24 protein-coding genes are annotated in these 23,467 nt (G+C 66.5%); 8 read left to right on the plus strand and 16 right to left on the minus strand.

Annotation, left to right across the window (positions count from 1 at the left end; all coding sequences use genetic code 11):
• Window positions 1-4: 4 nt before the first annotated feature.
• The 10 genes from VGM71_RS13550 to VGM71_RS13595 are packed head-to-tail and all read right to left on the minus strand — an operon-like array spanning window position 5 to window position 10,032.
• Entirely contained in the window at window positions 5-1,516 is a 1,512-nt protein-coding gene (locus tag VGM71_RS13550) for a B12-binding domain-containing radical SAM protein (RefSeq protein ID WP_331545999.1), read from the minus strand.
• A complete protein-coding gene (locus tag VGM71_RS13555; RefSeq protein WP_331546001.1) occupies window positions 1,513-2,244 on the minus strand; it encodes a class I SAM-dependent methyltransferase in 732 nt (243 codons plus the stop codon). Before VGM71_RS13555 ends, VGM71_RS13550 begins: the two co-directional genes overlap by 4 nt.
• On the minus strand, window positions 2,241-3,464 hold the full coding sequence (locus tag VGM71_RS13560) for an amidohydrolase family protein (protein ID WP_414675134.1): 1,224 nt from the start codon (window positions 3,462-3,464) through the stop codon (window positions 2,241-2,243). Before VGM71_RS13560 ends, VGM71_RS13555 begins: the two co-directional genes overlap by 4 nt.
• Before the next feature lie 2 nt (window positions 3,465-3,466).
• Entirely contained in the window at window positions 3,467-4,312 is an 846-nt protein-coding gene (locus tag VGM71_RS13565; RefSeq protein WP_331546189.1) for a class I SAM-dependent methyltransferase, read from the minus strand.
• 14 nt (window positions 4,313-4,326) lie between these two features.
• Window positions 4,327-5,154 (minus strand): Wzz/FepE/Etk N-terminal domain-containing protein, encoded by an 828-nt coding sequence (locus tag VGM71_RS13570; protein ID WP_331546005.1) that lies wholly within the window; start codon window positions 5,152-5,154, stop codon window positions 4,327-4,329.
• Window positions 5,127-6,305 (minus strand): hypothetical protein, encoded by a 1,179-nt coding sequence (locus VGM71_RS13575; RefSeq protein WP_331546007.1) that lies wholly within the window; start codon window positions 6,303-6,305, stop codon window positions 5,127-5,129. The genes VGM71_RS13570 and VGM71_RS13575 overlap by 28 nt, the downstream gene beginning before the upstream one ends.
• Entirely contained in the window at window positions 6,302-7,237 is a 936-nt protein-coding gene (locus tag VGM71_RS13580; RefSeq protein ID WP_331546009.1) for a glycosyltransferase family 2 protein, read from the minus strand. The genes VGM71_RS13575 and VGM71_RS13580 overlap by 4 nt, the downstream gene beginning before the upstream one ends.
• Window position 7,238: 1 nt before the next feature.
• Window positions 7,239-8,489 carry an O-antigen translocase gene (locus tag VGM71_RS13585; protein ID WP_331546011.1) on the minus strand — a complete coding sequence of 417 codons (1,251 nt, stop codon included), beginning with the start codon at window positions 8,487-8,489 and terminating at the stop codon, window positions 7,239-7,241.
• Window positions 8,486-9,610, minus strand: a complete 1,125-nt coding sequence (locus VGM71_RS13590; RefSeq protein WP_331546013.1) for a DegT/DnrJ/EryC1/StrS family aminotransferase — start codon at window positions 9,608-9,610, stop codon at window positions 8,486-8,488. Before VGM71_RS13590 ends, VGM71_RS13585 begins: the two co-directional genes overlap by 4 nt.
• Window positions 9,607-10,032 (minus strand): FdtA/QdtA family cupin domain-containing protein, encoded by a 426-nt coding sequence (locus VGM71_RS13595; RefSeq protein WP_331546015.1) that lies wholly within the window; start codon window positions 10,030-10,032, stop codon window positions 9,607-9,609. Before VGM71_RS13595 ends, VGM71_RS13590 begins: the two co-directional genes overlap by 4 nt.
• Before the next feature lie 139 nt (window positions 10,033-10,171).
• Here VGM71_RS13595 and VGM71_RS13600 point away from each other — a divergent pair, with 139 nt between their 5' ends.
• From VGM71_RS13600 to dusB, 8 genes are all read left to right on the plus strand, one after another.
• Entirely contained in the window at window positions 10,172-10,720 is a 549-nt protein-coding gene (locus VGM71_RS13600) for a cytochrome b (protein WP_331546017.1), read from the plus strand.
• Window positions 10,721-10,774: 54 nt separating this feature from the next.
• Window positions 10,775-12,115, plus strand: coding sequence for a cytochrome C (locus tag VGM71_RS13605; RefSeq protein WP_331546019.1), 1,341 nt, complete (start codon window positions 10,775-10,777; stop codon window positions 12,113-12,115).
• A 35-nt stretch (window positions 12,116-12,150) separates the two neighbouring features.
• Window positions 12,151-12,531, plus strand: coding sequence for a c-type cytochrome (locus VGM71_RS13610; RefSeq protein ID WP_414675138.1), 381 nt, complete (start codon window positions 12,151-12,153; stop codon window positions 12,529-12,531).
• A gap of 139 nt (window positions 12,532-12,670) precedes the next feature.
• Window positions 12,671-13,348 (plus strand): TorF family putative porin, encoded by a 678-nt coding sequence (locus tag VGM71_RS13615; RefSeq protein WP_331546023.1) that lies wholly within the window; start codon window positions 12,671-12,673, stop codon window positions 13,346-13,348.
• 69 nt (window positions 13,349-13,417) lie between these two features.
• On the plus strand, window positions 13,418-14,002 hold the full coding sequence (locus VGM71_RS13620; RefSeq protein ID WP_331546024.1) for an RNA polymerase sigma factor: 585 nt from the start codon (window positions 13,418-13,420) through the stop codon (window positions 14,000-14,002).
• Window positions 13,999-14,640 (plus strand): anti-sigma factor family protein, encoded by a 642-nt coding sequence (locus VGM71_RS13625; protein WP_331546026.1) that lies wholly within the window; start codon window positions 13,999-14,001, stop codon window positions 14,638-14,640. The genes VGM71_RS13620 and VGM71_RS13625 overlap by 4 nt, the downstream gene beginning before the upstream one ends.
• A complete protein-coding gene (locus VGM71_RS13630) occupies window positions 14,637-15,956 on the plus strand; it encodes a S8 family serine peptidase (protein WP_331546028.1) in 1,320 nt (439 codons plus the stop codon). Before VGM71_RS13625 ends, VGM71_RS13630 begins: the two co-directional genes overlap by 4 nt.
• Window positions 15,957-15,966: 10 nt before the next feature.
• On the plus strand, window positions 15,967-16,953 hold the full coding sequence (dusB, locus tag VGM71_RS13635) for a tRNA dihydrouridine synthase DusB (RefSeq protein WP_331546030.1): 987 nt from the start codon (window positions 15,967-15,969) through the stop codon (window positions 16,951-16,953).
• 758 nt (window positions 16,954-17,711) lie between these two features.
• Here dusB and dctA read toward each other — a convergent pair.
• The 6 genes from dctA to VGM71_RS13665 form a co-directional block, all read right to left on the minus strand.
• A complete protein-coding gene (dctA, locus tag VGM71_RS13640) occupies window positions 17,712-19,004 on the minus strand; it encodes a C4-dicarboxylate transporter DctA (RefSeq protein WP_331546032.1) in 1,293 nt (430 codons plus the stop codon).
• A gap of 23 nt (window positions 19,005-19,027) precedes the next feature.
• Window positions 19,028-19,900, minus strand: a complete 873-nt coding sequence (locus tag VGM71_RS13645; protein WP_331546034.1) for an amidohydrolase family protein — start codon at window positions 19,898-19,900, stop codon at window positions 19,028-19,030.
• Between the two features lie 3 nt (window positions 19,901-19,903).
• Window positions 19,904-20,596 (minus strand): 4-carboxy-4-hydroxy-2-oxoadipate aldolase/oxaloacetate decarboxylase, encoded by a 693-nt coding sequence (locus VGM71_RS13650; protein ID WP_331546036.1) that lies wholly within the window; start codon window positions 20,594-20,596, stop codon window positions 19,904-19,906.
• A complete protein-coding gene (locus VGM71_RS13655; RefSeq protein WP_331546038.1) occupies window positions 20,593-21,315 on the minus strand; it encodes a PIG-L deacetylase family protein in 723 nt (240 codons plus the stop codon). The genes VGM71_RS13650 and VGM71_RS13655 overlap by 4 nt, the downstream gene beginning before the upstream one ends.
• Window positions 21,316-21,336: 21 nt before the next feature.
• On the minus strand, window positions 21,337-22,416 hold the full coding sequence (locus tag VGM71_RS13660; RefSeq protein ID WP_331546040.1) for a 4-oxalomesaconate tautomerase: 1,080 nt from the start codon (window positions 22,414-22,416) through the stop codon (window positions 21,337-21,339).
• A gap of 140 nt (window positions 22,417-22,556) precedes the next feature.
• Window positions 22,557-23,465, minus strand: a complete 909-nt coding sequence (locus VGM71_RS13665) for a LysR substrate-binding domain-containing protein (protein WP_331546042.1) — start codon at window positions 23,463-23,465, stop codon at window positions 22,557-22,559.
• Between the last annotated feature and the right edge of the window lie 2 nt (window positions 23,466-23,467).

A 23,467-nucleotide genomic window follows, 5' to 3' on the forward strand; every position in this document is an offset into this window, starting at 1 on the left:
GCCCTCAGAGGCCCGACACCTGCGGCAGCCGCAGGCGCACCAGGCGATTGGCGAGGTTGAGCTCCCATGGCTTGTCGTAGCGGCGACGGCGATAACGCCACGCCGCCATCGCGCTCAGGCCACGCTTCGCCCACGGTGGCGAGCGCAGGTCCTGCACCGTGGGGAAGCGGCAGCGCAGTACCGTGACGAAATCCTGGATGTGCCGGCGCAGGTCGTCGCCCAGCCATGGCGCATCCGCATGGCAGGCATAGTCGACCCAGCGCTTCTCCGTCCACTCCTCCGGCGACGAGGGAAACGCCACCGGCTCGCCGTCCAGGTCCAGCAGCGGCATGGACGCGCGCTTGCCGCGATCCTTCTCGTGCTTGCTGCCTTCCGGCAGTGGCGTGTAGATGTACACGATGATTTCCGACTGCGGATTGATCTTCTTCAGTTCGCGGATGAACTCGAAGGTATGGATGGTCTCTTCCTCGGTGTTCACGGGGGGCGCGACCATGAAGGAGAGTTCCGGGATCACTCCGTTGCGCCGGCACAGTTCCGCCACTTCCAGGGTCTGGTCCGGGCGAGTGCCCTTGCGGATCTCCTTCAGCATCGCCCCGCTGGGCGACTCGGCACCGATATACGCCATCCGCAGGCGACTCTTGCGCACCAGCTTCCAGGTCGATTCAGAGAGGTTCAGCAACGCATCGGAGCGCGCGTAGCACCACCAGGGCAGTTCCAGCTTCGCCATGATTTCGAGCAGCGGCACCATGTCCGCCTCGCGATCGAAGAAGTTGTGATCGAAGAACTGGATGGAATCGGCACCCAGTTCGTGCTTGAGATAGCGGAGGTCGCGTTCGAGGCGCGCCGTGGTGGGGAGTGCCGTCGTGCCGCCGAACATCGCCGCCACGCCGCAGAACGTGCAACGGAAACGGCAGCCGATCGCGGCCTGGTGAGCGGCCGTGCGCCGGCCGAGGAAGGTGGGCGCAAGGTAGCGGCGCGGATCGCCGAGCTTGCCGTAAGGCAGCACGATGCCGCTGTCGTCGAGCGAGAAGCGCCGGTTCGGGTTGTGCACGGCGACACCGTCGTGTTTCCACGAAAGCCCGCCGATGCGCGATACGTCCTGGTCGGGGCGACCCAGCGCCGCCAGCAGTTCGGGCAGGCTCTCCTCGCCCTGTCCACGTATCGCGTAATCGACGTACGGGGCGGACAGCGCGGTATCGGTATACAGCGTCGGGAAGTAGCCTCCCCAGATGATGGGCAGGTGGGGATGGCGTTCGCGTATCGCCCTGGAGACGGCGATTGACGGTTCCATCTGCGGGCCGCCCATGACGCTGAGGCCGACCGCGTCGAAACGCCCTTCCTCCAGCGCCCGCAGCGTGGCGCCGACCACGTCGCGATCCACGTTCCCGTCCACGATACGGCTCGTTCCGCTGCGATCCAGCGCCGCGGAAAGGTGCAGCAGCGACAGAGGGAACCGCGCGCTGGCGCGCGAGGTGATGGTCGGGTTGACCAACAAGGTGTTCGGGGACGACATCATGGCAGCGAACCGGGCGGAGGAGCGGGAATGCGGCGCAACCGGAACACCAGCGCCACCGGTACATCGAGCGCCTGGCGATCGAAATGCGCGCCCTCGGGAATGTCGGTGGGGTCCAGCATGGGTTCGAGCACGCGTTCGATCGCGAGGCCGAGGCGCAGGCAGGCCGCGTGCCAGTCACTATAGAGATGGGGCGTATGGCGCACGGCGTAGCGGTGACCGCCCGCCTTGAAATCGCGCAGCCATCCGAGCGCGTGGCCGGTCGGATGCACATCGCTGCAGAGGATACGGCCACCCGGACGCGTCACCCGGCGCAATTCGGCGAGCGCCGGCTCGAGCCGTTCGAGGTGTCCGATCGTCAGTCCGGACAGGGTGAGATCAGCGACGCCATCGCCCAGCGGCAATGCGTCCAGGCTGCCCTGTACCAACGCCACGCGAGACGCCGCATTCGCTTCCGCCGGCACCGCGGCGGCCCGTGCCAGCATCTCGGGCGACAGGTCCACGCCATGCACATGGGCGGCCCCGCGCGAAAGCGCGTGGCGCATGTAACGCCCGCTGCCGCAACCCGCATCTACCACGACCGTGTCACGCAGGTCGGTGGGCAGCAATCCAAGCATCGCGCGTTCTTCCGCGCGCATGACCGGGTTGTGCGCGTACGCCGGATAGTCCGCGGCCCAAAGCGCGTAGGCCAGCGCAGGTTCAAGGATGGGCGTAGCGGTCGTAGCGGTCATGCGTTGCCACCTGCCCGGCGAATCGCACGCTCGACGTGAGGCCGCGCTTCCAGCCCCGGCTCCATGGCCAGCAGGTCGGGATCGACGAAAGCGCGAGCCAGCAGCTTCGGCTTGCCGTCGAGCGTCACCGCCATCGTGTCGACATTCGCCGCGGCGAACCAGTCGGCGAAATCGGGATCGGCCAGGCAAGGCAGGCCGTCGCGCACCACGGCACGCAACTCGGCACGCGAGCGGCCCACGAAGTTATCCGCCACGTTGCCACCGCGGTCTTCGACGACCACGAAGTCCGCGACGCAAGCAGTATCGAGGCTGCCACGGGTGGGAAGGCCGAGGATGCGCGCGGCATCCACCGTCGCCAGTCCAAGCAACGCCTCGGAACCGAGTTCGCCGCGCAGGCGTTCGCAGTGCAGTTCCTCGAGCAGGTCGCGGGCGCCGCTCAGCCGCGAATCGCTGCCCAGCGCCAGGCGGCCCGCAGCCTGTAGCGGGCGCGGATCGAGCGAGCGCCCGAGCAATCGACGATTGCTCCCCGGGCACCAGACCACGCCGGCACCGGCGGCGATGACCCGCTGGATGTCGCGTGCACCCATACCCACGCCATGGATGAGCAACGTGTTGGCGGCAAGGCAGCCCATGCGATCGAGTTCGTCGAGTTCGCTCGCTGCCACCGCGTCCGTGCCTTCGGCCAGGTGGATCATCCACGGCCGGCCGAACGGGGTCGCGGCAAAACTGGACCGCACCGGCGGTCCGTAGACCGGACCGTGCAGCGCGTAGCTCCAGCCATGGTCGCGCAACACGCTCACCGGGAAATTGGGACTGTCGAGCACGGGGTGCCACGGGTCGTGGTGTGCGACACAGGTGACGCCCGCAAGCAGGTTCTTCAGTCCGCCGTGGCGCATGCGCCTCGCTTTCGGGACCGCGAGCGCGGCCACCGTCGCCGGCTCGGCGAAGTGCGCCTGGAAAGCGTCGATCCAGTCGTAGGCATTCGGAAAGACGGTGTCCCCGGGTAGCGGCGGCACGTTGTTCACCTGCAGGTGCTCGTGCGCGTTCAACAGGGCGGGAAAAACCAGGTGGTCGCGAAGGTTAATCGTAACGTCGCGCGTCGCGGCGCGCGTGGCGATGTGGCCACCACGCAGATACAGCGGTGCGCGAGTGGCGCGGCCGCTGCCGACCAGTGCGGCGCCGGTGAGGGTGAAGCCCGGAAGGGATGCCATGACGCGCATGCTCAGCGCCGATGCATGACGATCAGGAAGTGGTCGCCCATGTCGCGCAGCAGGGGAAGATCGCCGAAGCGGTCGTCCACCCGGCCAAGACGCTCGTACCAGCCGGGGCGGCGGCGATAGCGGTCCACCATGTAGGGGGGCGGCAGGAAGAGGCTGAGTGCACGGTAGCTGGCAAGGGTGAAGTGTCCGGAGAACGCCGCGTGGAACTCGCGCGGCGTGTAGTACCACGTCCAGATGGTGTGGCCGTTCATGCCTACCGCCTGCACACCGGTGCCGAAACGCACGCGCGCGCGGCCGAATCGGCGGCGCAAGGCGTAATGGCCTAGCTCCCACGGACAGATCCGGCCCATCACGGAGAAGACCAGGCTACCGCCGGGACGCACCAGCCGGGCGCATTCGTCCGCGACGGCGCGCAGGTCGGGCGCGCAGTTCAACGGACCGAAGTTGGAATAGATGCCGTCGAACCGGCCGCCGAGCAGGTGCAATTGCTGTATGCCCAGGTGCACGGGGCTCAGGCGCGATTCGACACCGGCGTCGATGGCCCGGCCACGCGTTCGCTCCACCATCTCGGGCGACCAGTCACTGGCCACCACGTGGTACCCGTGGCGCGCGAACTCCACCGCGTCCAGGCCCGTGCCGCAGCCCAGGTCGAGAAGGCGCGATCCGGATGGCAGTTCGGCGCCGACGGTATTCCACATCGTCGTGCGCATGCGCTGGATCAGTTCGTTGTTGCCGCGCGGCCCGTCGTAATCGGGCGCGACGCTGTCGAACGCCCGCTGCGTGTCGAGCAGCCGCGCCTCGTCGAAACCACCGGATGTGGCATGCCCGGTTCCTGTTTGCTGGTTCATGTCGGTAAGTGCCGTCATGCGCGACTTCGGTTGAATCCGCGTGAGCGCAGCGCATGCCTCGCCACCGCGGCTAGCGTGGCAAGGAAGGCGGCGGCGAGTAGCCCGATAGCAGCAGTGAGAAAGGTATTCGGGAACGCCCGCTCCTTCGGCACATAGACCGGCCAGGCCATCGAGGTCTCGTAGGTGTAGTTGGCGAGCTGGCGCCCCGCCAGTTCGGAACGCGACTGCTCGAGGGCACGGAGGTCGTCGTTGCTGGTGGCCAGTGCCACGCCAGCCAGGCCAGCTGCCTGTCCGTCGCCCGAGGCTTCCGCCATCAGGCGGTCGCGATTGGCCCGGGTTTCTTTCAGCGTCGCCTCCAGCTCCTCCATGCGTCCCTTGGCAAGCGCCACGGGGGCGGCGGCGATCCGGGCGTGCACGGCATGCAGCACCGTGGCCGTTGCCGTCGCCAGCTCTTTGGCATCTTCAGCCGAATACCCGCGTACCCGAAGCTTGATGAGATTGGCGTATGCCAGCTGCTCGATCTTCATGCTGTGGCGATACAGCCTGCCCTCGGCCGCGTCCACGGGCACGCCGACGCTCTTCAGCACCTCGTCCTGGAACGCCGCGGTTTCCAGCCGTTCGACCGTGCGCGAGAAAGCCTCGACGTGGGGGTCTTGCCCCACCGGGGTCGTGCCCACCTGGCCGATCTGTATCCAGGCTGTGGCCTCCCACTGGTTACGTGCATGGTGCAGATAGGCGAAGGTGGCCGCGAGGACCACGAAACCGACACTGATGAACCAGCGCCACTCGCGGACGACGATGCGCCACATGTCGATCAAATAGATTTCGTCGTCGCTTGCCATGCCGGTAACTCACGATGGGTGGAACGGGATGGGAGTGCCAGGCGCCGGTTCGGCAGCAGCCCTGCCAGCATCTGCAGCAGGAGGCAAAGCACGAGGAAGCCGCCGTTCATCCCGATGAAGATCTGGGGTGCGAACGGCGCCATGACCGAGACATAGGCGATGCGCAGGAACATCAGGAGGCCGAACAGGGATACCCCCGCGCTCAACCGCCGAACGCACCAGAGCAGCAGCGCATATGCCGCCAGCATGGACGCGATCGCGCCACCTACGCCCCAGGCCAGCAGGAAGGGAAGGTATTCGGTGCCGACGTTGATGTTGCCAGCATCGAACGGGATATCGGTATCCGCCGTGAGTAGCGGCCCGCTACCCGGTACGAGCTGGTGGAAGAGGAAATCCGGGTTGGCGTAATGCTTGGCAAGCATCGACGCGAAGTTGTACGGACCCGCACTGACGTAAAGCAACAACCACTTCACGCCTTGCGGCGCTGCCTTGTAGAGATCGCCGAAGGGCAACCTCACCTGCTCGATGGAACCTGAGCGCAGCGTACCGAGCACCGAGAACACCACGCAGCCGAGGACTGCCAGCAGGCCGATGGCCTTCCACGGCAGGGGTCGCGCGACATCGCGACGGAACGTCAGCACGAAAGCGATGGAGAACAACCCGGCGAAGATGCGATTGCGGTCGATCACCAGCACCGGGAACAGCAGCCCCACGACCACCAGCCCGTAACGCAGCCCCGGGTGGCGCGCGCAAAGCAGGCCGATGACCGGCAGTATCCAGCACATGTCGGAGATATGCCGGAGATGCTCGCGACCGGGCGCCAGGGTGGCATACGACGAGGGGTCGCTGATCAGCGGCACCGGGTAGAGCGCTACGTCCAGCACGCAGAACACGACCACCACGGCAGCGAACGCGAGCGCCACGAACGCCTCGCGCGTTCCCGCGTAGTGCCGCGCGCGAAATCGCTCCGGCGGGGGTAGTCTGGTTCCGGACACCATGTCGGCCAGCATGATGCCCACTGCCACGAGCACCAGCAGCAGGATCCCCTGCCCATAGCCTGCCGGCAGGTCGTAGGTGAGCAACGTGACGCCGCACGCCAGGAGCATCGGCAGGCAAAGGTAGGACGACGGCAGGCGAAGAAGCCCCTTCATGCAGCGCCCACACGGTGACGCGCGTGGACGAAGCGCAGCTTCGAGATCGCCAGCAACGAGAAATAGGCCGTCATATGCACGGCGACGCGTCCCATCCGGCCCTGCAGGAAAGCGATCTTCGCGCCGATGTGGCAGGCCTCGGCGCGCAGCCGCGTGCGATCGGGCTCGGCGAACATGCAAACCCGCCGCAAAGCCACCTCCCGCGCTTCCGTAAGGTTGACGATGCGCGTGGCGGTATGTCGTGTCTTGCTGAAGTTCGCGCCATGCAGGCGGTACGCGCACACCTTGACGTCGATGAAGCCGATGGCGTCGCGTGCAGCCAGACGCAGGAACAGGTCCCAATCGTCGATGCGCAAGCCCTCGGTCCAGCGCGCGACGGTCTCCAGCGCACCCTTGCGCAGCATCGTCACCGGACCACCGATCGCCCAATGGCTGATTACCGCCCGGCGGATGCCGTCGTCGGACCGGTAGAGGCGCTTGTCGGCACCGTGCAGGTCGCACATGCCGCTGTCGAGGATCTTGTTGCCGTTACCGTCGACCACGACGCAGTCGCCGATGGCCGCCCCCTTGGCCGGATGCGCCATGAGATAGCGGACCAACGCCTCCGAGCCGCCCGGCAGGAGGTAATCGTCGCTGGCACCGATGCGCAGGAAGTCCCCGTGCGCGCGGGCGGCCAGTTCGTTGAGCGTGGCGGCAATACCCCTGTTCTCGCGACTGACGTATTCCACCTGGATATGGTCGCGGTGCAGCGCCAGCCATGCCTCGATCCGCTCGGCGGTATGATCGGTCGATCCATCGTCGATGATGACGATCTCCTTGGCCGGATACGGGTCGGCCAGGATGCTGTCCAGGCAGTGCTGCACGAAGGCTTCGTGGTTGTAAGCGGGGACCAGTACGGACACCAGCGGCATCGAGGCGACTGAAGCGGCCATGTCAAAGGGCTCCCAGGTAGCGCCGCGCCACCACGAGATTGAAGAGCAGGTAGATCGCATAGTTCACGGCGAATGCGTACATCGCGCCGATGAGCCCGAACTGTGCGGTGAACGCATGGACGAGCAGGAAGTACGTGGCCGCGAAGACCAGCTCGGAAACGATGAAAAGACGGGTCATCGCCTTGGCCAGCATCAGGTAGGCCAGGACGAAAGAAGCGATCTTCAGGACATCGCCGATCAGCTGCGGGGCGTAAAGCGCGTTTGCCGCGGCGAAGTCGCCGCTGAACAGCACCGCGGTCACCGTATCGCGCAGCAGGTAGATGAGGGCGGCCACCAGCGTCACGGCCGGCAGCAGGTAGCGCCAGGCTTCGCGGAGCGCCGCGACCAGTGGGCCCTTTTGCTTCGCCGCCGCCAGGCGCGGCAGGTAGTAGATGTTGATCGCCGTGACGATGAACAGCAGGTAGGCGTCCGACACGCGGGTCACCGCCTGCCAGTAACCGACCTGCTCCCAACCGAAGCGGCTGGCAAGGTCGTCGCGGACGGCGATGTTGACCAGGGGCGGCACCAGGGCCGACGTCAGCGTCATCGTGGAAAAGGCCGCGAGCCGCCCGGTCATCTCGCGGTCGAAGCGCATGCGCAGCATGCCCCGGCTGAAATACGGACTGCGCCACCACGCAGGCAGGCCGACGATGAGCCACAGTACCTGGCCGAGCACCAGGGAAAGCAAGGCACCGTACAGATGCAGCCAGCGCGACAGCGTGAGCGCGGCCAGCATGGCCAGCGCCGAGCCCGCGACATGGATGAGCGCGAGCCGGCGCACGTCCATGAAGCCGTTGATGACCGCGAGGATATAGTTGACGACGGCGACGCCCAGCTGGGCGAAGGCGAGGACACGAACCAGGCTGGCGTAGCTCGCGTCGCCCAGCAGCCACACGGCGATCTTCGCGCTGAACAGCCAGGTCACCACGCCCATCGCGCAGGAAGCGAGCAAGGCGTACCAGAGCGCCGCGGCCAGCAGTCGCGACAGGCGAGCGCTGTCCTCGCGGTATTCGGCCACGTATTTCACCACCGCGGAACCGATGCCTCCGCCGGCGAAGACTGCCAGCAGCGACATCAGGCTGATGAACTGACCGAGGCGCCCCACGCCGGCAGGACCGGCAAAAGAGGCCACGAGCTTTACCACCAGCAGCGCGGCAAGCAGGCGCGCCGCCGTACCGGCCGCCGCATACATACTGGAACGAACGAAGTTCATGGCGCCACGAACGACAGGCAGGCGTCGATCACCCGCTCGACCTGCTCGTTGCCCAGGTTAGGCGCCATCGGCAAACTCAGCACTTCGTCGTGCATCCGCTCCGTCAGCGGGAAGGACAGACGGTGCAACGGGGAATAAGCCCCCTGCCTGTGCGGCGGGATCGGGTAATGGACCAGGGTTTGCACGCCCGCATCGGCGAGGTGCGCGCGCAACGCCTCGCGCCACGCGCTGCGTATCACGAACAGGTGCCATACATGGCCGCCAGGATGGCCTTCGGCGGGAAGGCGGATCGCCGGATTGGCGATCGCTTCCCGGTAAACGGTGGCGATGCGTTGCCGCGCCGCGTTCTCCGCGTCGATATGGCGAAGCTTCACGCGAAGCACGGCCGCCTGTATCTCGTCGAGACGCGAATTCACACCTGCACGCGAGTGGCAATACTTCTCCACGGAGCCGTAGTTGCGCAGCGCGCGAACGGCGGCCGCAAGGGCGTCGTCGTCCGTCACCACCGCGCCCGCGTCGCCCAGTGCGCCGAGGTTCTTGCCCGGATAGAAGCTGAAACCCGCCGCGTCGCCAAACGAACCCGCCTTGCGCCCGCAGTAAGCGGCACCATGGGCCTGTGCGGCATCCTCGATCAGCAGCAGGCCGTATCGTCGCGCAATCGTCGCGAGCATCCGTGTGTCAGCGAGGCGGCCGTAGAGATGGACGGCCATGATGGCCCGTGTACGCGGCCCAATGGCCGCCTCGACGTGAGCCGGATCGAGGTTGAACGATTCCTCGTCCGGTTCCACGGGTACCGGGACCAGCCGGTTGGCACTCACGGCCAGGAAACTCGCGATGAACGTGTTGGCGGGGACGATCACCTCGTCGCCCTCGTTCATGGCGCCGAGTTCCATGTAGGCGCGCAGGACCAGCGAAAGGGCATCCAGGCCATTGCCCACGCCGATCGCATGGCGCACGCCACACCACCTGGCGAACTCACGCTCGAATGCCGACAGTTCTTCTCCCAGCACGTAATGGCCGGAGTCGATGACGCGGGCCACGGCGGCCTTCAGCTCATCGGCATGGGCCGCGTTGACCTCGCGTAGCTCAAGGAACGGCACCGCGGGCGACGCGACAGTCACCACGCGGTTCCTCCGCGCCTCGTATCGCCCCGTACCTCGCTCAGGAATTCATCGTAATCAGTGATGTAGTCGGCCGGATCGTAGAACTGGTCGGCCAGCACCATCAGCACGCAGTCGTCGCTGAAATCGTAAAGGTCCCGCCACACCATGCTCCCCAGCAGCAATCCCCTGGCGGGATCGTCGAGGGTCACCTGCGCAGGCCCGGTGCCGTCGTCGAGAAGAATGGTGACGCTGCCGCGCACGGCCACCGCCAGCTGGTTGAGGTGCCGGTGCGCATGCATGCCGCGATGCACCTCCGTGCTGGTCGCGAAAAGGTAATAGACGCGCCGGATGGGAAAAGGCACGTTCCGCTCCTGCTCGAGTGCGACGAGCATGCCGCGGCTGTCGCCGTGCGTCTGCAGGAGGATCGGTTGGATGTCCATGTTGGGGCGACCTGCTGGGCTCACGGCGGACTCCCACCTGAGTGCCGGTGCCGGCGGCAAAAGGTTGCGGGACGCGGGCGCAACCTTCCTCCCGCCGGCCGGCACTCAAAACGGACATGGCACACGAGGACGCCTGGCGATGACGAACGAGGCACCGGTACCGATGCGCCCACGCACGCTGGTGGCGCTCCACTGGCTCACGGTCCTGTGCGTCGTCGTCGCGGCGATGTTGATCCTGGTACGCAGCGAACTGGACGGGCGCACGGTGCGCATGTGGCTGCTTGAGGGCCATCGCCATGCCGGGCTGCTCGTGCTCCTGCTCTTCGGCACCCGCGTGGGCCTGCGCATCCGCTACGGCAAGCTGCAGCCGGGCGGCGACCATCCGCGGGTCGTGAGGATCTGCGCTGGCGCCACCCACGTCGCCCTCTATGCCCTGCTGCTCGCCCTGCCCCTCCTGGGCTGGACGATGTCCAGCGCCGCGGGCAAGGACGTGCATTTTTTTGGCCTGACCCTGCCGGCGCTGGTCGGCGAGGACGAGGACCTGGCGGACGCCTTGCAGTCCCTGCACGTGGATGCCGCCTGGGCCCTGCTCGTGCTCGCCACGCTGCATCTGGCCGCCGCGCTCTGGCACCACTTCGTGCTGCGCGACCACACGCTCCGAATGATGTTACCGAGGCGTCGTCGCTGATGGGCGGCGGTGGCCTGCACGTTGCGACCCATCGATAGGAAGAAGGAACAGACCATGCTGCCGTTATCCAGCCCACGCGTGAAGCGAAGGACCGACAAGTTGCTCCTCGGCGGCCTCGTGGCCGCGTTCCTGCTCTTCGCCACTACGACCGCACAGGCCATTCCCGCTTATGCGCGCCAGACCGGCGCGGCCTGCGCGGACTGCCATGCGGGCGCCTATGGCCCCGCGCTCACGCCCTATGGCATGCGCTTCAAGCTGGGCGGCTATACCGATACCGATGGCAAGGGCACGAAGATCCCCCTGGCGATGCAGCTGACCGAGACGCATACCAACCCCGCGCGCGGCGACAGCACTACCGCCCTGACCGAGGGCGACCTGTACCTGGCCGGGCGGCTCACCGACCAGATCGGCGGTTACGTGAAAGTCGAGGCCGATCATACCGGCCACAACACGTACAACACGAAGCTCAGCAGCGTGGACCTGCGCTTCGTCGCCAAGGAACTGAAGATCGGCGGCAAGGAAGCATTGTTCGGCGTAAGCGTGAACAACAGCCCGGGCTTCGACGATCCCATCTCCGTGCTGCCGTCTTCGAGCTTCCTCGGACCCGCCGGCGTCACCGGCACCCTGCTCAATCCCGGCAGCGCGAACTCACTGTCCAATCGCGTGATCGGTGCGACGGCCTATGCGCTCTTCGACAAGAACTGGTACGGCGAGGTGGGCAGCTACCGCTCCCTGTCCACGTCGCAGCAGGACAACCTCGGGTACGACATCGGCGGCGACCCGGGACGCCTCAGCGATATGGCTTATGTTCGCTTTGCGTACATGAAGGACATGAAGAAACAATTCTTCTCGGCGGGCGTGGTCGGGCTGACGACGAAACGGCAGTTGCCCCGGTCCGGACCCAGCGACGACCTTGTCGACATGGGCTACGACCTGACCTATCAGTACCTGGGCAACCGCGACCACATCGTGCAGCTTGCCTACGTGAACATCCTGGAGAAGCGCGATTACGGCAGCACGCCGGTCATCGGGGGCGTCATCGCACGCGACGACGGCATCGTGCACGACCAGACCATGAGCGTGACCTACACGTTCAAGCAGACCTACGGCGTGAGCGTCGCCCACTTCAAGAGCACCGGGTCGCACGACCTGGCGCGCTTCGGACCCTCGGGCGATCCGGACACGACCACTAACCTCATCAGCGTGTACTGGGCACCCTTCGGCAAGGACGATTCGTATACCTCGATCGCCAACCTGAAGATTGCGGCTACCTGGTTCCGCTTCAGCCGCTTCGCCGGCAGGGAAGACGACATCTTCTTCGCGCCACCAGGTACGCAGACGACCGATGCGCACGACCTGAACGCGTTTTCCCTCTCGGCCAGCATCGCATTCTGACCATGAAGGGAGCCGTTCGAGTGTCGACATCCACCCTGCGACAAAACCTGCATCTCGCCCTATTCGTCATCGTCGCCGCCGGCTGGGCAGCACCGCCGGCCCGGGCCGGCGATGCCGACGCGGGCAAGGACGTCTTCAAATCCGAGTGCGCCGAGTGCCACACCGTCAGGGAGGGCCGCAACAAGAAGGGCCCCAGCCTGTTCGGCATCGTGGGGCGCAAGGCCGGAAGCATTGCTGACTACGACTATTCCGACGCGCTGAAACAGAGTGCGTGGACATGGACACCGGAACAGCTGCATACCTACCTTTCGCAACCGGCGAAAAAGGCCAACCCAGGCACGAAAATGAAGTACGAGGGCCTCGATAATGCGAAGGACCTGGACGATCTGATTTCCTATCTCGACACCCAGCACTAGAGTGGATCCCGGCGTCCCTGGCGCCCGGATCGGCCGGATACCGCAGAGGGAGTATGGTGCCGCGTTCCCGCATGCCCTAGACCAGCGACAGGTCACCCACACCTACGCGAGCCCCCGGGCCCGTCCGGGTTTCCTCGTCGTGGCCCTGATCCTGGCCTCCCCGGCAACCGACGCGCAAACCTCGCCGCTGACCGGCACCTTCGCGCTGAGTTCGCAGCTGGTGGACCGCGGCATGGCCATCACCCCGCCGGGGCCCGTCCTTCAGGGTGCGATCAACTGGACCTCGCCCTCCGGATGGTCCGCCGGTGTCTCCGCCAGCGCACAGGCCCGTACACCGCGTGGTTTCGTCAGCTTCGTCGCCCAGGTGGCTCACTCCTGGTCGCTTGCCACCGACTGGCAGATGCAGGCGAACCTCCTCGATTACCGGTATCCGAGCCACGGACGCGGAAGAACCTATGACCGTACGGAGCTCGGCGTCAGCTGGATCTATCGTGACGTGCTCACGTTCGGGGTGTCCGCCTCGCATCTGAACCGCTACGGCGGCCAGCGTCCGCGCGGCGCCGCCGACCTCGGACTCCACTGGCCGCTGGCCCGCGGATTCTCGCTCTCGGCGAGCGCCGGTGCGGCCCAGGAGCTGGTGCCCCCGCGCGGGGCCGGCTATGAGCGCCGGAACCACTACTATTACGGGCACGCTGGCCTCACATGGGATAACGGGCCGTGGCGGATCGAGGTCGCCCATATCACCAGCAATCGCGATCGCCGTGCCTTCCAGCCCGAAATCTCACCGTGGACAGCAACCGTCTCGCGGGCGTTCTGAAAGGTAACAGAGGCAACCTTTTGCCGTCCGGCCGGAACCCACGAGTCATCCGAACCAATGGGCCAGCCCATGAGACATGCCGACAACGAGGCTGACGCGACCGATCGCCAGCTGCTGCGCCGCATGGCCGACGGCGACCGGGCCGCGCTCGCGGTCATGTACCGCGCCTATCACGGGCGGTTATGCCGATTTCTGTCGCGTATCACCCGGCGCACGGACATCGTCGAGGAAGCCATCAATGACTGCTTCTGGATCGCCTGGCAGAAGGCCGCCACGTTCCAGGGCGATTCCCGCGTATCCACGTGGATCATGGGCATCGCCTACCGCTGCGGCCTCAAGGCGCTGCGCCAGCACGGCGCCGAACCCGTGGACGAGGACAGCCTTCCCGAAGATCGCACGCCGGCTCACGATCCCGACGAGGACCGCGTGCTGCGCGACTGGCTGGGCAAGGGCCTTGAAAGACTTTCCGCCGACCAGCGCGTCGTGGTCGAACTGGTGTATGGCGTCGGCCACACGCTGGACGACGTCGCGACGATCATGGGGTGCCCGGTGGGCACCGTGAAGGCACGGCTATTCCATGCGCGCGTGAAGCTGCGCAATGTGCTTCCCGGACTGGCCGGGGAGCGAACCATCAACAGAGAGAACGCGCCATGACCCTCCAAAAGGATGCTGGCAGGGATTGCACACGAGCCTGGGAAGCGATGCCCTGGGTACTCCGGGGCGATGCCCCCACCGAACAGGGCAATTGGCTGAGGGCCCATCTGTCCGGCTGCCCTGCGTGCCGCGAGGAATTCGCGCAGCAGGAACGCCTGCGCGCGGCGCTGTCGCTGCCGTCCGACCTCCCTGTCGACGCGGACGCGGGCCTTGCCCAGCTGATGGCTCGCATCGACGAAGCCCAGGCACAGCCACCGGTGACGCGCCGGTTCACCTCGTCGGGCTGGCTGGTCCGTGGCCTGGTCGCCGCGGTGCTCGTGCAGGCCATCGGCATCGGCGTGCTCGGCATCAAGCTGCGTGGCGAGGAATCGCCGGCGCCGGCATACCGTACGCTGAGCCAGGCCGAGGCCCCGATGGTGCCGGGCGCGCTGCGCGTCGTTCCACAGTCGACCATGAAAGTCGCCGAGTGGAACAAGGTCCTGCAGGACTTCCACCTGCGCGTCACGGGCGGACCCAACGACGTGGGTGCCTATACGCTGGTTTCCGAGGACGGCAAGGCCGCGTCGACACAGACCCTGCTGCGCCTGCGCGCCACACCGGGCATCCGCTTTGCGGAGCCCGTCAGCGGAGCACCATGAAGCGGCTGCTCTTCGTCCTTTCGGCATCGCTGGTTCTTTCCATGCTCGGCGGGTGCGCAGCGGTGCGCCCCCCACGCGGCACTTCCGCAGGCGGCGCGTCCCCAACCGGGGACGTCGCATCCATGGACGGCAAGCGCGATATCGTCCTGGCCGTGGCCAATCCGCTGGAGCCAGCGGCGACGCATGCAGGGTCTAACCTGCTTGGCTACACACCGTCCGCCAATTACGGCGCGGGACAGCGTGCAGCATCCGCCCTGGCAGATATCGAGAAGGCCTATGGCGTGCGCACGATCACGGGTTGGCCGATCAAGGCGCTGGGGCTTTACTGCGTCGTTTTGCGGCCGCCACCTGGCGTGGATCGCGACGCGCTCATCGCGCGGCTCGCGGCGGACAAGCGCGTACAACTGGCGCAGCCCCTGCAGGAGTATTCCGTCTACGGCAACGACAATGGCTCGCAGCAGGCGGCGCCCCAGGACGGCCGCCATTACAACGACCCCTATACGGACCTTCAGCGCGGCTTCGTCGAAACACGCGCCGCAGTCGCCCATACGGTCACACAGGGCGACGGCGTGCACATCGCGGTCGTCGATACCGGCGCCGACATGAGCCATCCCGATCTTCGCGACCATGTGCGCGATGGCGGCGATGACGTCGACGACAACAACACCAACGCATTCAATAGCGACCGCCACGGGACCGAGGTGGCCGGGATCATCGCCGCCGAGGGCGACAACCACCAGGGCATGGTCGGCATCGCGCCGACATCGCGCATCAGCGTATACAAGGCCTGCTGGTATCCCGATCCCGCCAAAGGTGCGCGGTGCAACTCGTTCACCCTCGCCAAGGCGCTCGCCGCGGTCAACGATACCGATGCGCGCATCGTCAACATGAGCCTGGGCGGACCGCCGGATCCGCTGCTCGGCAAGCTGCTCGAGCAGTTGCTGAGCAGTGGCCGCATCGTCGTGGCCGCGCTGCCGCCCGGCGGCGGCACCGGCGGATTTCCCGACAGCGCGCCGGGCGTCATCGTGGTGCGTTCCAGCGACACCGCCCCGGCGCCGGCGGGCGTCCTCAGCGCACCCGGCAAGGACATCCTCACCACCCAGCCCGGCGGCGGCTACGACTTCACCTCGGGCTCCTCGATGGCCGCCGCGCACGTCAGTGGCATCCTCGCCCTGCTGCTTTCGCTGTCGCCACGACTGGATGCACGCACGGCGCGCGACATCCTTCTGCGCACGAGCAGCGTCACCCACGGCATGCTCGAGGTGGATGCCGCCGCGGCTGTCGCCGCGCTGGGCGCAGAGGCCAGAAAGCAGTAAAATCAAGGCCATGCGTATTGGCCCCTACTCCATCGCGCCCGCCGTGGTGCTCGCGCCCATGGCTGGCGTGACCGACAAGCCGTTCCGGCTCCTGTGCAAACGCATGGGGGCCGGGCTTGCCGTGTCAGAGATGACCACGGCCGATCCGCGCCTGTGGAATACGCGCAAGTCGCTGCGGCGGATGGACCATGACGGCGAACCCGAGCCGGTGAGCGTGCAGATCGCGGGCTACGACCCTGGCATGCTCGCCGAGGCCGCCAGGTACAACGCCGACAACGGTGCGCAGATCGTAGACATCAACATGGGCTGCCCCGCGAAGAAGGTCTGCAACGTGTGGTCGGGCTCCGCCCTGCTCCAGGACGAACCGCTCGTGGCGCGCATCCTCGATGCCGTGGTGAAGGCGGTCGACATACCGGTCACGCTGAAGATCCGCACGGGCTGGGATCGCGACCATCGCAACGCTCTGAACATCGCGCGCATCGCTGAGGACGCGGGCATCGCCGCCCTCTCGGTGCATGGGCGCACGCGTGCCGACAAATACGAAGGCGAAGCCGAGTACGCGACCATCGCCGCGGTAAAGGCCAGCGTTTCCATTCCCGTCCTCGCCAACGGCGACATCGTCGACCCGTCAAAGGCCCGCGAAGTGCTGCGCCTGACCGGCGCCGATGCGGTGATGATCGGCCGCGGCGCACAGGGCCGTCCATGGATCTTCCGCGAAATCGCCCACCACCTCGACACAGGCGGCTTCCTTCCGGAACCCACGCCCGGCGAGGTGCGAGACATCCTCACCGGCCACCTGGAACACCTCTACGCCTTCTACGGCGAGACGATGGGGGTGCGCATCGCACGCAAGCACCTGGGCTGGTACGCGAAGGATCGTCCAGAAAACGCGGCATTCCGCCACGTGGTGAACAAGGCGGAAGATGCAGCAACGCAGTTGCGGCTCACCCGCGAGTATTTCGACGCACTGGAAGCGGGCATCTCCCTGGCCGCTTAAAAAGGGGCCAGAGTCGTTTTTCGGTCTTCGCGTATTTCCTGAGACACTGCCGGCTCGGCTTCGCCATCGTGTTCCGCTCTTGGCGGTGAGGCAGGGGAGTCGCCGCGCGTCACCCTGGTCGCTAAGTGCTCGTCCGGCCTTCGCCTCCCTGCGCAATCGCTCCCAGGGCGACACCCGACGACTCCCCACCTCACGTGGAAGCGAACATGCAGAAGCCGCTATCGCTTTGTGAGCCGCTTCAGCGTCGATGGGTGCTTGAGGCAAGGTTGCCCGCTGCCGCGGGATCGCCGCTGAAGCGGCTCCCACACCAAGCATCGACACCCCAGCTCTCCCGCACGTCACCGTATCGTTCGGAGCCGGCAGCCGTCGCCCTCGCCGCGATGTCTGGAGTCGAGGGCGTTCGGGCGGAAAAGGCCCGCAGGGGGCCGGCCTGGATGGCCGGCCGTCTTCGTCGAGGCAGGGATGCCGAGTCGAAGACCCCCGCCCGGACGCCCGGGTCCGCCGGGGCGTAAGCCATAAGACACTGCCGCGCAGCGGCATCCTTTCCCAAGGAACGACGCAAGCCTTCGCGGCGAGGGCGACGGCTGCCGGCTTCCCCGCCACGCCGCAAGCGCCGCGCGCGAGGCCGCAAGGCGAGCCCACCCTACGAAGCGAAGCACGTCAAGGATGCGGCGGCGAAGCCGCACGGGACATGAGCCTGCGCCAGCGGGCTACCCGATCCAGTAGGCGACGGAGCGAAGCGCAGGAGCCACGGATCGTTATGCCGCTTTCAGTACGGCCGCCATTCTCGGGCGGTCGAGCTCGCGCTCCCACGCCGAGACCACGATCACGGCCACGCCGTTGCCCACGAGGTTCGTCATCGCGAGGCCGGTGCCGAGGAAGCGGTGGATGCCGAGGATCAGCACCATGCCTGCCACCGGTACCACCGGCACGACGCTCAGCGTGGAGGCCAGCATCACCAGTGCGGCGCCGGCGACGCCGCTGGCGCCCTTCGAGGTGAGCATGCCCACGATTGCCACCGTGATCTGCTGTTCGAGGGAGAGCTGGATGTTCAGCGCCTGCGCGATGAACAGGATCGCCATGGTCAGGTAGATGTTGGTGCCGTCGAGGTTGAACGAATAGCCCGTCGGCACGACAAGGCCCACCGTCTCCTTCGGGCATCCCAGGTCTTCCATCTTGCGCATCAACGGAGCCAGTACGACTTCCGACGAGCTGGTGCCGAGCACGATCAGCAGTTCGTCCTTGATGTACGCGCAGAAGCGCAGGATGCTGAATCCGGTAAAGCGCGCGACCGCGCCAAGGACCACCACGACAAATACCACGCAGACGAGGTAGAAGCTGCCGATCAGCTTCATCAGCGGCACCAGGGACACCACGCCGTACTTGCCGATGGTGAAGGCCATGGCGCCAAATGCGCCGATGGACGAGACCGCCGTGATGTAGTGGACGATCTTGAAGAACACCTGGGCGCTAGCCTCGATCACGTCGTAGACAGGCTTGCCACGGGCACCCACGGAAGCCAGGGCACTGCCGAACAGCACCGAGATGAGCAGGATCGAGAGCACGTCACCCTTCGCGAACGCGCTGACGAAGGTCGTCGGGATGATGGACAGCAGGAAGCCGATGGATTCGATGTTGTGGCCCTGGGCGACGAGGCTGCTCACCTCGTCCGCCTTCAGGGTGGACGGATCGACGTTGAAGCCTGTGCCAGGATGGAACACATGCGCGGCGACAAGCCCGAAGAACAGCGCGAACGTGGAAATCATCTCGAAGTAGAGCAGCGCCTTGCCGCCCACGCGACCGACCTTGCGCATGTCGCGCATGCCCGCGATGCCGGTCACCACGGTGCAGAAGATGATCGGCCCGATCACCATCTTGATGAGGAAGATGAAGCCGTCGCCGAGAGGTTTCATCGCCACGGCGTATTTTGGCGACAGGTAGCCGAGGATAACGCCGATGATCACCGCCACCAGGACCTGGACGTAGAGCTGCCGGTAGAACGGCTTGCGTGGCTTCTGCGACGACGGAACGGTGGCGGCGATATCGGACATGGGGTTCTCGTGACGTGGATCGATCAGGCGAAGTCGTACAGGCGCGCGGGATTGTCGATGAGCAGGCGCCTGCGCATGGCCTCGTCCGGGCAGAAACGGAACATCAGGTCGACCAGGCCGCCATCGTTAGGCATGTCCTTCGAGATGTTCGGGTGCGGGAAGTCCGTGCCCCAGAGCACGCGATCGGGTGCGGCCTCGATCAGCGCGCTCGCGAACGGGATAGCGTCGTCGAACGGCCGCTTGCCGACGGAGACACGCTCGGCACCGCTCACCTTCACCCACGCCAGCGGGTTGTCCCGCATGAGCGCAAGCAGCAGGCGGAAAGGTTCCTGTTCCAGGCCCTTGGCGGCCTGCACGCGGCCCATGTGATCGATGACGAAGGGCACACGGATCTTCGCGAGCACGTCGTCGTTCAGTTCCACGATGTCATTGGCGTCCAGGTGCAGTACCACGTGCCAGCCCATCTCCGCCACCTTGCCGAGCACACGCCAGAACACATTCATGTCCGGCCGGCCGCCGAGATGCTGCACGAAGTTGAAGCGGACGCCACGAACGCCCCCGTGGTCCAGCGCCTCGAGGCCCTTGTCGTCGATGCCGTCGTCGACGATGGCCACGCCGCGATAACGGCCTTCGCCACGCGCGATGGCGTCGAGCATGGCCGTATTGTCGGTGCCGTGGCAGCTGGCCTGCACGATGACGCCACGGTCGAGGCCGAGGAAGTCGTGGAGCGCGACGAGATGTTCGTAAGGCGCGTCGGGTGGCGTATAGGTGCGGTCCGGCGCAAAGGGGAAGCGGTCGGCGGCGCCGAACACATGGCAGTGCGCATCGCAGGCGAGCGGCGGGAGCGCCTGCTGCGGCCTGGTGGGATGCGGATCGGGGGGAAGGCAGGATTTCATGGGTTACTCGTTCGGAAGGTCGTCGACGTAGCGCAGGCCGGCGGCTTCGAGCTTCGGGCGCATCCCGTAGATATCGAGGCCGAGTTCACCCGCCGCAAGGCGCTTACGTTTGTCTTCTTCGTTCAGCATGCGCTGGCGCGATGCGGCGATGGTGGCATCCACGGTCGCGTAAGGCACCACGACCACCCCGTCGTCGTCCGCGACGATGGCATCGCCCGCCTTCACCACCTGGCCGCCGATGACGACGGGGACGTTGACCGAGCCCAGCGTGGCCTTCACGGTGCCGCGCGCGTGCACCGCGCGCGCCCAGACCGGAAAGCCCATGCGGCGCAGTTCCGCGCTGTCGCGCACGCCGGCATCAATGACCAGGCCGGCCACGCCGCAAGCCATCAACGACGTGGCGAGCAGGTCGCCGAACATGCCGTCGGTGTTCTCGGTGGTGCACGCGACGACCAGCACGTCGCCTGGACGGCATTGTTCGACGGCCACGTGAAGCATCCAGTTGTCGCCCGGCTGGGCCAGCACGGTGACCGCGGATCCCGCGATGGCGCGGTCCTGCTGGATCGGCGCGATCGGCGGCTGGAACAGGCCGGTGCGGCCCTGCGCCTCGTGCACCGTGGCGACGCCGAGCGCGGCCAGCGTGCTGGCCCGCTCCGCGCCGATGGACGGCCGGTTGCGAACGACCACGCCGATCATGCGAGCGTCCCCTGTGTCACGTGCGGGAACACGCGCTGGAAGGCTTCCGCATAGGTGATCTTGAAATCCGAATTGCGCGTGGCCTGGGCGCCGCGCTGCAAGCCGACCCGGGTGTAGTACTCCCACAGGTGCTCCTGCGCGCGCATGGTCTGGAAAGCGGCGCGCTTCTTCTCCCATACCGATGTGATGTCGAGGAACAGTTCCGGTTTCCATTCGCACTGCTCGGGCTGGTGCGGCTCGAACAGGAACACCGGCGGCGCGCCGATCACCGGCACCTGCGGCTCGTGGCCGTGCGCCTGGGCGACCACGCGTGCTTCCTGGGCCACGTGGGTGGCGAGCGGATGGTCGAAGTTGTACGGGTCCTTCAGCGAGTGGCTGAGCACGAAGGACGGACGCAGTTCGCGGTAGACCTTGGCGAGGTGGAACACCACGTCGAGGTCCGCGCGCATCGGGTAATCGCCAATGTCGAGAAATTCCACGCTGGCGCCGAGGATGTCCGCGGCTTCCTGCGCTTCGGCCCGGCGGTCGGTCTTCACCTTATCCATCGTCATGCCCGGCTGGCGCCATAGCTTCGCGGACTCGCCGCGCTCGCCAAACGACAGGCAAACGATGTGCACGCGCCATCCCTGGGCAGCGTGCAGCGCGATGGCGCCGCCGGCGCGCCAGACGAAATCGGCGGAATGAGCGCTGACGATAAGCGCGGTCTTCTGTTCGGACATGGCTAGCTCCAGGGAATGGGATCAGGCGGCGGGGCCGCGCCAGATCGATAGGGAGACGGGAACGGTGCCGCGCATCAGCAGCCGTGCCGTGCGCAGGAGCGCCGCGCGGACCACGCGCGTGCCTTCCATGCCGACCTCGACGCTGAACTCGCCCGTGGGATGTTCAATCGAAAGGGTGCGCACGTCGCCCTCGCCCGGATTGGCGACGTCGTATGCCACCGAGCCGGGAAGGACGGCTGCCGTCGCGACGGTGACGGCGCCGAGCACGCCGATCGAGGTATGCACGTCGTGCGGAATGAAGGTGCGCGTGCCGATGGCGCCGGCACGCGGCGGCGACACCAGAGTGATCTTCGGTACGGGCTTGTTGCTGACGTCGCCGAGATTCATGAGCAGCGCCGCCTTCAGGCGCAGCGCCTCGATGCGCGCCTTCAGCGCGGCGTTGCCGTCGAGTTCCTCAGGGCTCTCGTCGCCACGCACGCCGAGTGCCGCGGCGGCAATGACCATGACCGGCATGCCGTTGTCGATCAGCGTCATCTCGATGCCGTCGATCGTGTCGCGTACGTTGCCGGTGGGCAGCAGGCTTCCCGTGAGCGACCCCTCGGTGTCGAGGAATCCACAGCTTACGGGCGCCGCGGGGCGCGGCACGCCATCGATGCGCGCGTCGCCGTCGTACACCGGCCTGCCGAATGGCGTCTCGATGGTGATTTCGGCCACCACACCGGTATTCACCGTGCGTACGCGGCGAGTCGTGGTGCCGTGGTCGCCCTCGATCAGTCCCGACTCGATCGCCGCCGGCAACGCTGCCGCGAGCATGTTGCCGCAATTGGGCGTGGTGTCCACCGTCGCATCGGCGATGCCGACCTGGCCGAACAGGAAATCGAGATCGGCGACGCCATCGGTCGGGATGGAGAGGATGCCGATCTTGCTGGTGAGTGTCTTCGCGCCACCCAGACCGTCGATCTGACGGGCATCCGGCGAGCCCATGACCGCCGCGATCACGGCGTCGCGGGTGGCACGGTCCCCAGGCAGGTCGCGGGCAAGGAAGAAGGGACCTTTCGAGGTGCCGCCTCGCATGTACCAGCAGGGAATTTCGTGCGCCATGGCTTTCGCCTAAAGAGGAGTCAACGGAAGGATGGTCTTCCCGTCGACGGGGGCGTACAACGCGATCAAACGCCTATCTGTTATGCACAATCGTCATATCTGTACGGGTGTCTTGCATTTGATGCAATGCAGCACGGCTTTCAGTTCAGCGGGTCGAGCTTTCCTTCCGCGATCAGTTCGTCCACCAGCACGAGTGCCCTTTCCGTGATGGGGCTCATCGGACGCTGCGTGGGCGTCGCCACGACCAGCCGCGTGACGATGTTCGGCATCACGATCGGCACGGCGCGCAGCTGGTGGGGACCGCGCCGCGCCAGCACCGCGTTGCGGGAAAGCACGCCATAGCCGACACCGCGCTCGACCAGGTCCAGCAGCGAGCGGACCGAGTCGATTTCCAGCCGGATGTCGAGGGATACGCCATAGCGCGCGGCATCCGCTTCGATGAGCTGCCGCACCGAGTGTAGCGGCGAAGGAATGATCAACGGGTACTGGCCGAGCGTCGCCAGCGGCACGCTCTCTGGCAACTCGTGGCCGTCATTCATGCCGCCGATGAGGTAGAGCTGCTCGGTATGCACGTGGCGGAAGCGCATGTTGGCGTTCACCGCGGGGTTGTACAGCAGTGCGCAATCCAGGCGGCCGAGCTGCAGCCATTCGAGCAGGCTGGCGCTCAGGGCTTCCACCACGCTGATCTGCGCGGCCGGGTAGCGTTCGCGAAAGCGCATGACGAGGTCGACGGTGAGCAAGCCGCCCACGCTGGGCGGCAAGCCGATGGCGAGCTTGCCGGCAAAGACGCCGCGCGCCTGGCCCAGTTGCATGCGCGCCACTTCCACCTGACGCAGGATGCCGCGGCCATGTTCGACCAGTTCGCGTCCGGCTTCGGTGGCGACCACGCCCCGGCCATTGCGCTCCAGCAGGTGGGTGCCCAGTTCCATCTCGAGCTGGCGCACCTGGCGGCTCAGCAGCGACTGCGACACGTCAAGAGTGGCGGCGGCCCGCGTGAGGCTGCCGAACTCGACGATGCGGATGAAGCTCTGCAGGTGTTTCAGGTCCACGG

Origin of the sequence: Luteibacter sp. (assembly GCF_036499525.1) — a bacterium.
In the GTDB taxonomy this organism is placed as follows: Bacteria; Pseudomonadota; Gammaproteobacteria; order Xanthomonadales; family Rhodanobacteraceae; genus Luteibacter.

Coding starts and splice junctions, on each gene's coding strand:
- VGM71_RS13550 (WP_331545999.1), bottom strand. CDS start 1,516: ATGATGTCGTCCCCGAACACCTTGTTGGTCAACCCGACCATCACCTCG.
- VGM71_RS13555 (WP_331546001.1), bottom strand. CDS start 2,244: ATGACCGCTACGACCGCTACGCCCATCCTTGAACCTGCGCTGGCCTAC.
- VGM71_RS13560 (WP_414675134.1), bottom strand. CDS start 3,464: ATGCGCGTCATGGCATCCCTTCCGGGCTTCACCCTCACCGGCGCCGCA.
- VGM71_RS13565 (WP_331546189.1), bottom strand. CDS start 4,312: ATGAACCAGCAAACAGGAACCGGGCATGCCACATCCGGTGGTTTCGAC.
- VGM71_RS13570 (WP_331546005.1), bottom strand. CDS start 5,154: ATGGCAAGCGACGACGAAATCTATTTGATCGACATGTGGCGCATCGTC.
- VGM71_RS13575 (WP_331546007.1), bottom strand. CDS start 6,305: ATGAAGGGGCTTCTTCGCCTGCCGTCGTCCTACCTTTGCCTGCCGATG.
- VGM71_RS13580 (WP_331546009.1), bottom strand. CDS start 7,237: ATGGCCGCTTCAGTCGCCTCGATGCCGCTGGTGTCCGTACTGGTCCCC.
- VGM71_RS13585 (WP_331546011.1), bottom strand. CDS start 8,489: ATGAACTTCGTTCGTTCCAGTATGTATGCGGCGGCCGGTACGGCGGCG.
- VGM71_RS13595 (WP_331546015.1), bottom strand. CDS start 10,032: ATGGACATCCAACCGATCCTCCTGCAGACGCACGGCGACAGCCGCGGC.
- VGM71_RS13600 (WP_331546017.1), top strand. CDS start 10,172: ATGACGAACGAGGCACCGGTACCGATGCGCCCACGCACGCTGGTGGCG.
- VGM71_RS13605 (WP_331546019.1), top strand. CDS start 10,775: ATGCTGCCGTTATCCAGCCCACGCGTGAAGCGAAGGACCGACAAGTTG.
- VGM71_RS13620 (WP_331546024.1), top strand. CDS start 13,418: ATGAGACATGCCGACAACGAGGCTGACGCGACCGATCGCCAGCTGCTG.
- VGM71_RS13625 (WP_331546026.1), top strand. CDS start 13,999: ATGACCCTCCAAAAGGATGCTGGCAGGGATTGCACACGAGCCTGGGAA.
- VGM71_RS13630 (WP_331546028.1), top strand. CDS start 14,637: ATGAAGCGGCTGCTCTTCGTCCTTTCGGCATCGCTGGTTCTTTCCATG.
- dusB (WP_331546030.1), top strand. CDS start 15,967: ATGCGTATTGGCCCCTACTCCATCGCGCCCGCCGTGGTGCTCGCGCCC.
- dctA (WP_331546032.1), bottom strand. CDS start 19,004: ATGTCCGATATCGCCGCCACCGTTCCGTCGTCGCAGAAGCCACGCAAG.
- VGM71_RS13645 (WP_331546034.1), bottom strand. CDS start 19,900: ATGAAATCCTGCCTTCCCCCCGATCCGCATCCCACCAGGCCGCAGCAG.
- VGM71_RS13650 (WP_331546036.1), bottom strand. CDS start 20,596: ATGATCGGCGTGGTCGTTCGCAACCGGCCGTCCATCGGCGCGGAGCGG.
- VGM71_RS13655 (WP_331546038.1), bottom strand. CDS start 21,315: ATGTCCGAACAGAAGACCGCGCTTATCGTCAGCGCTCATTCCGCCGAT.
- VGM71_RS13660 (WP_331546040.1), bottom strand. CDS start 22,416: ATGGCGCACGAAATTCCCTGCTGGTACATGCGAGGCGGCACCTCGAAA.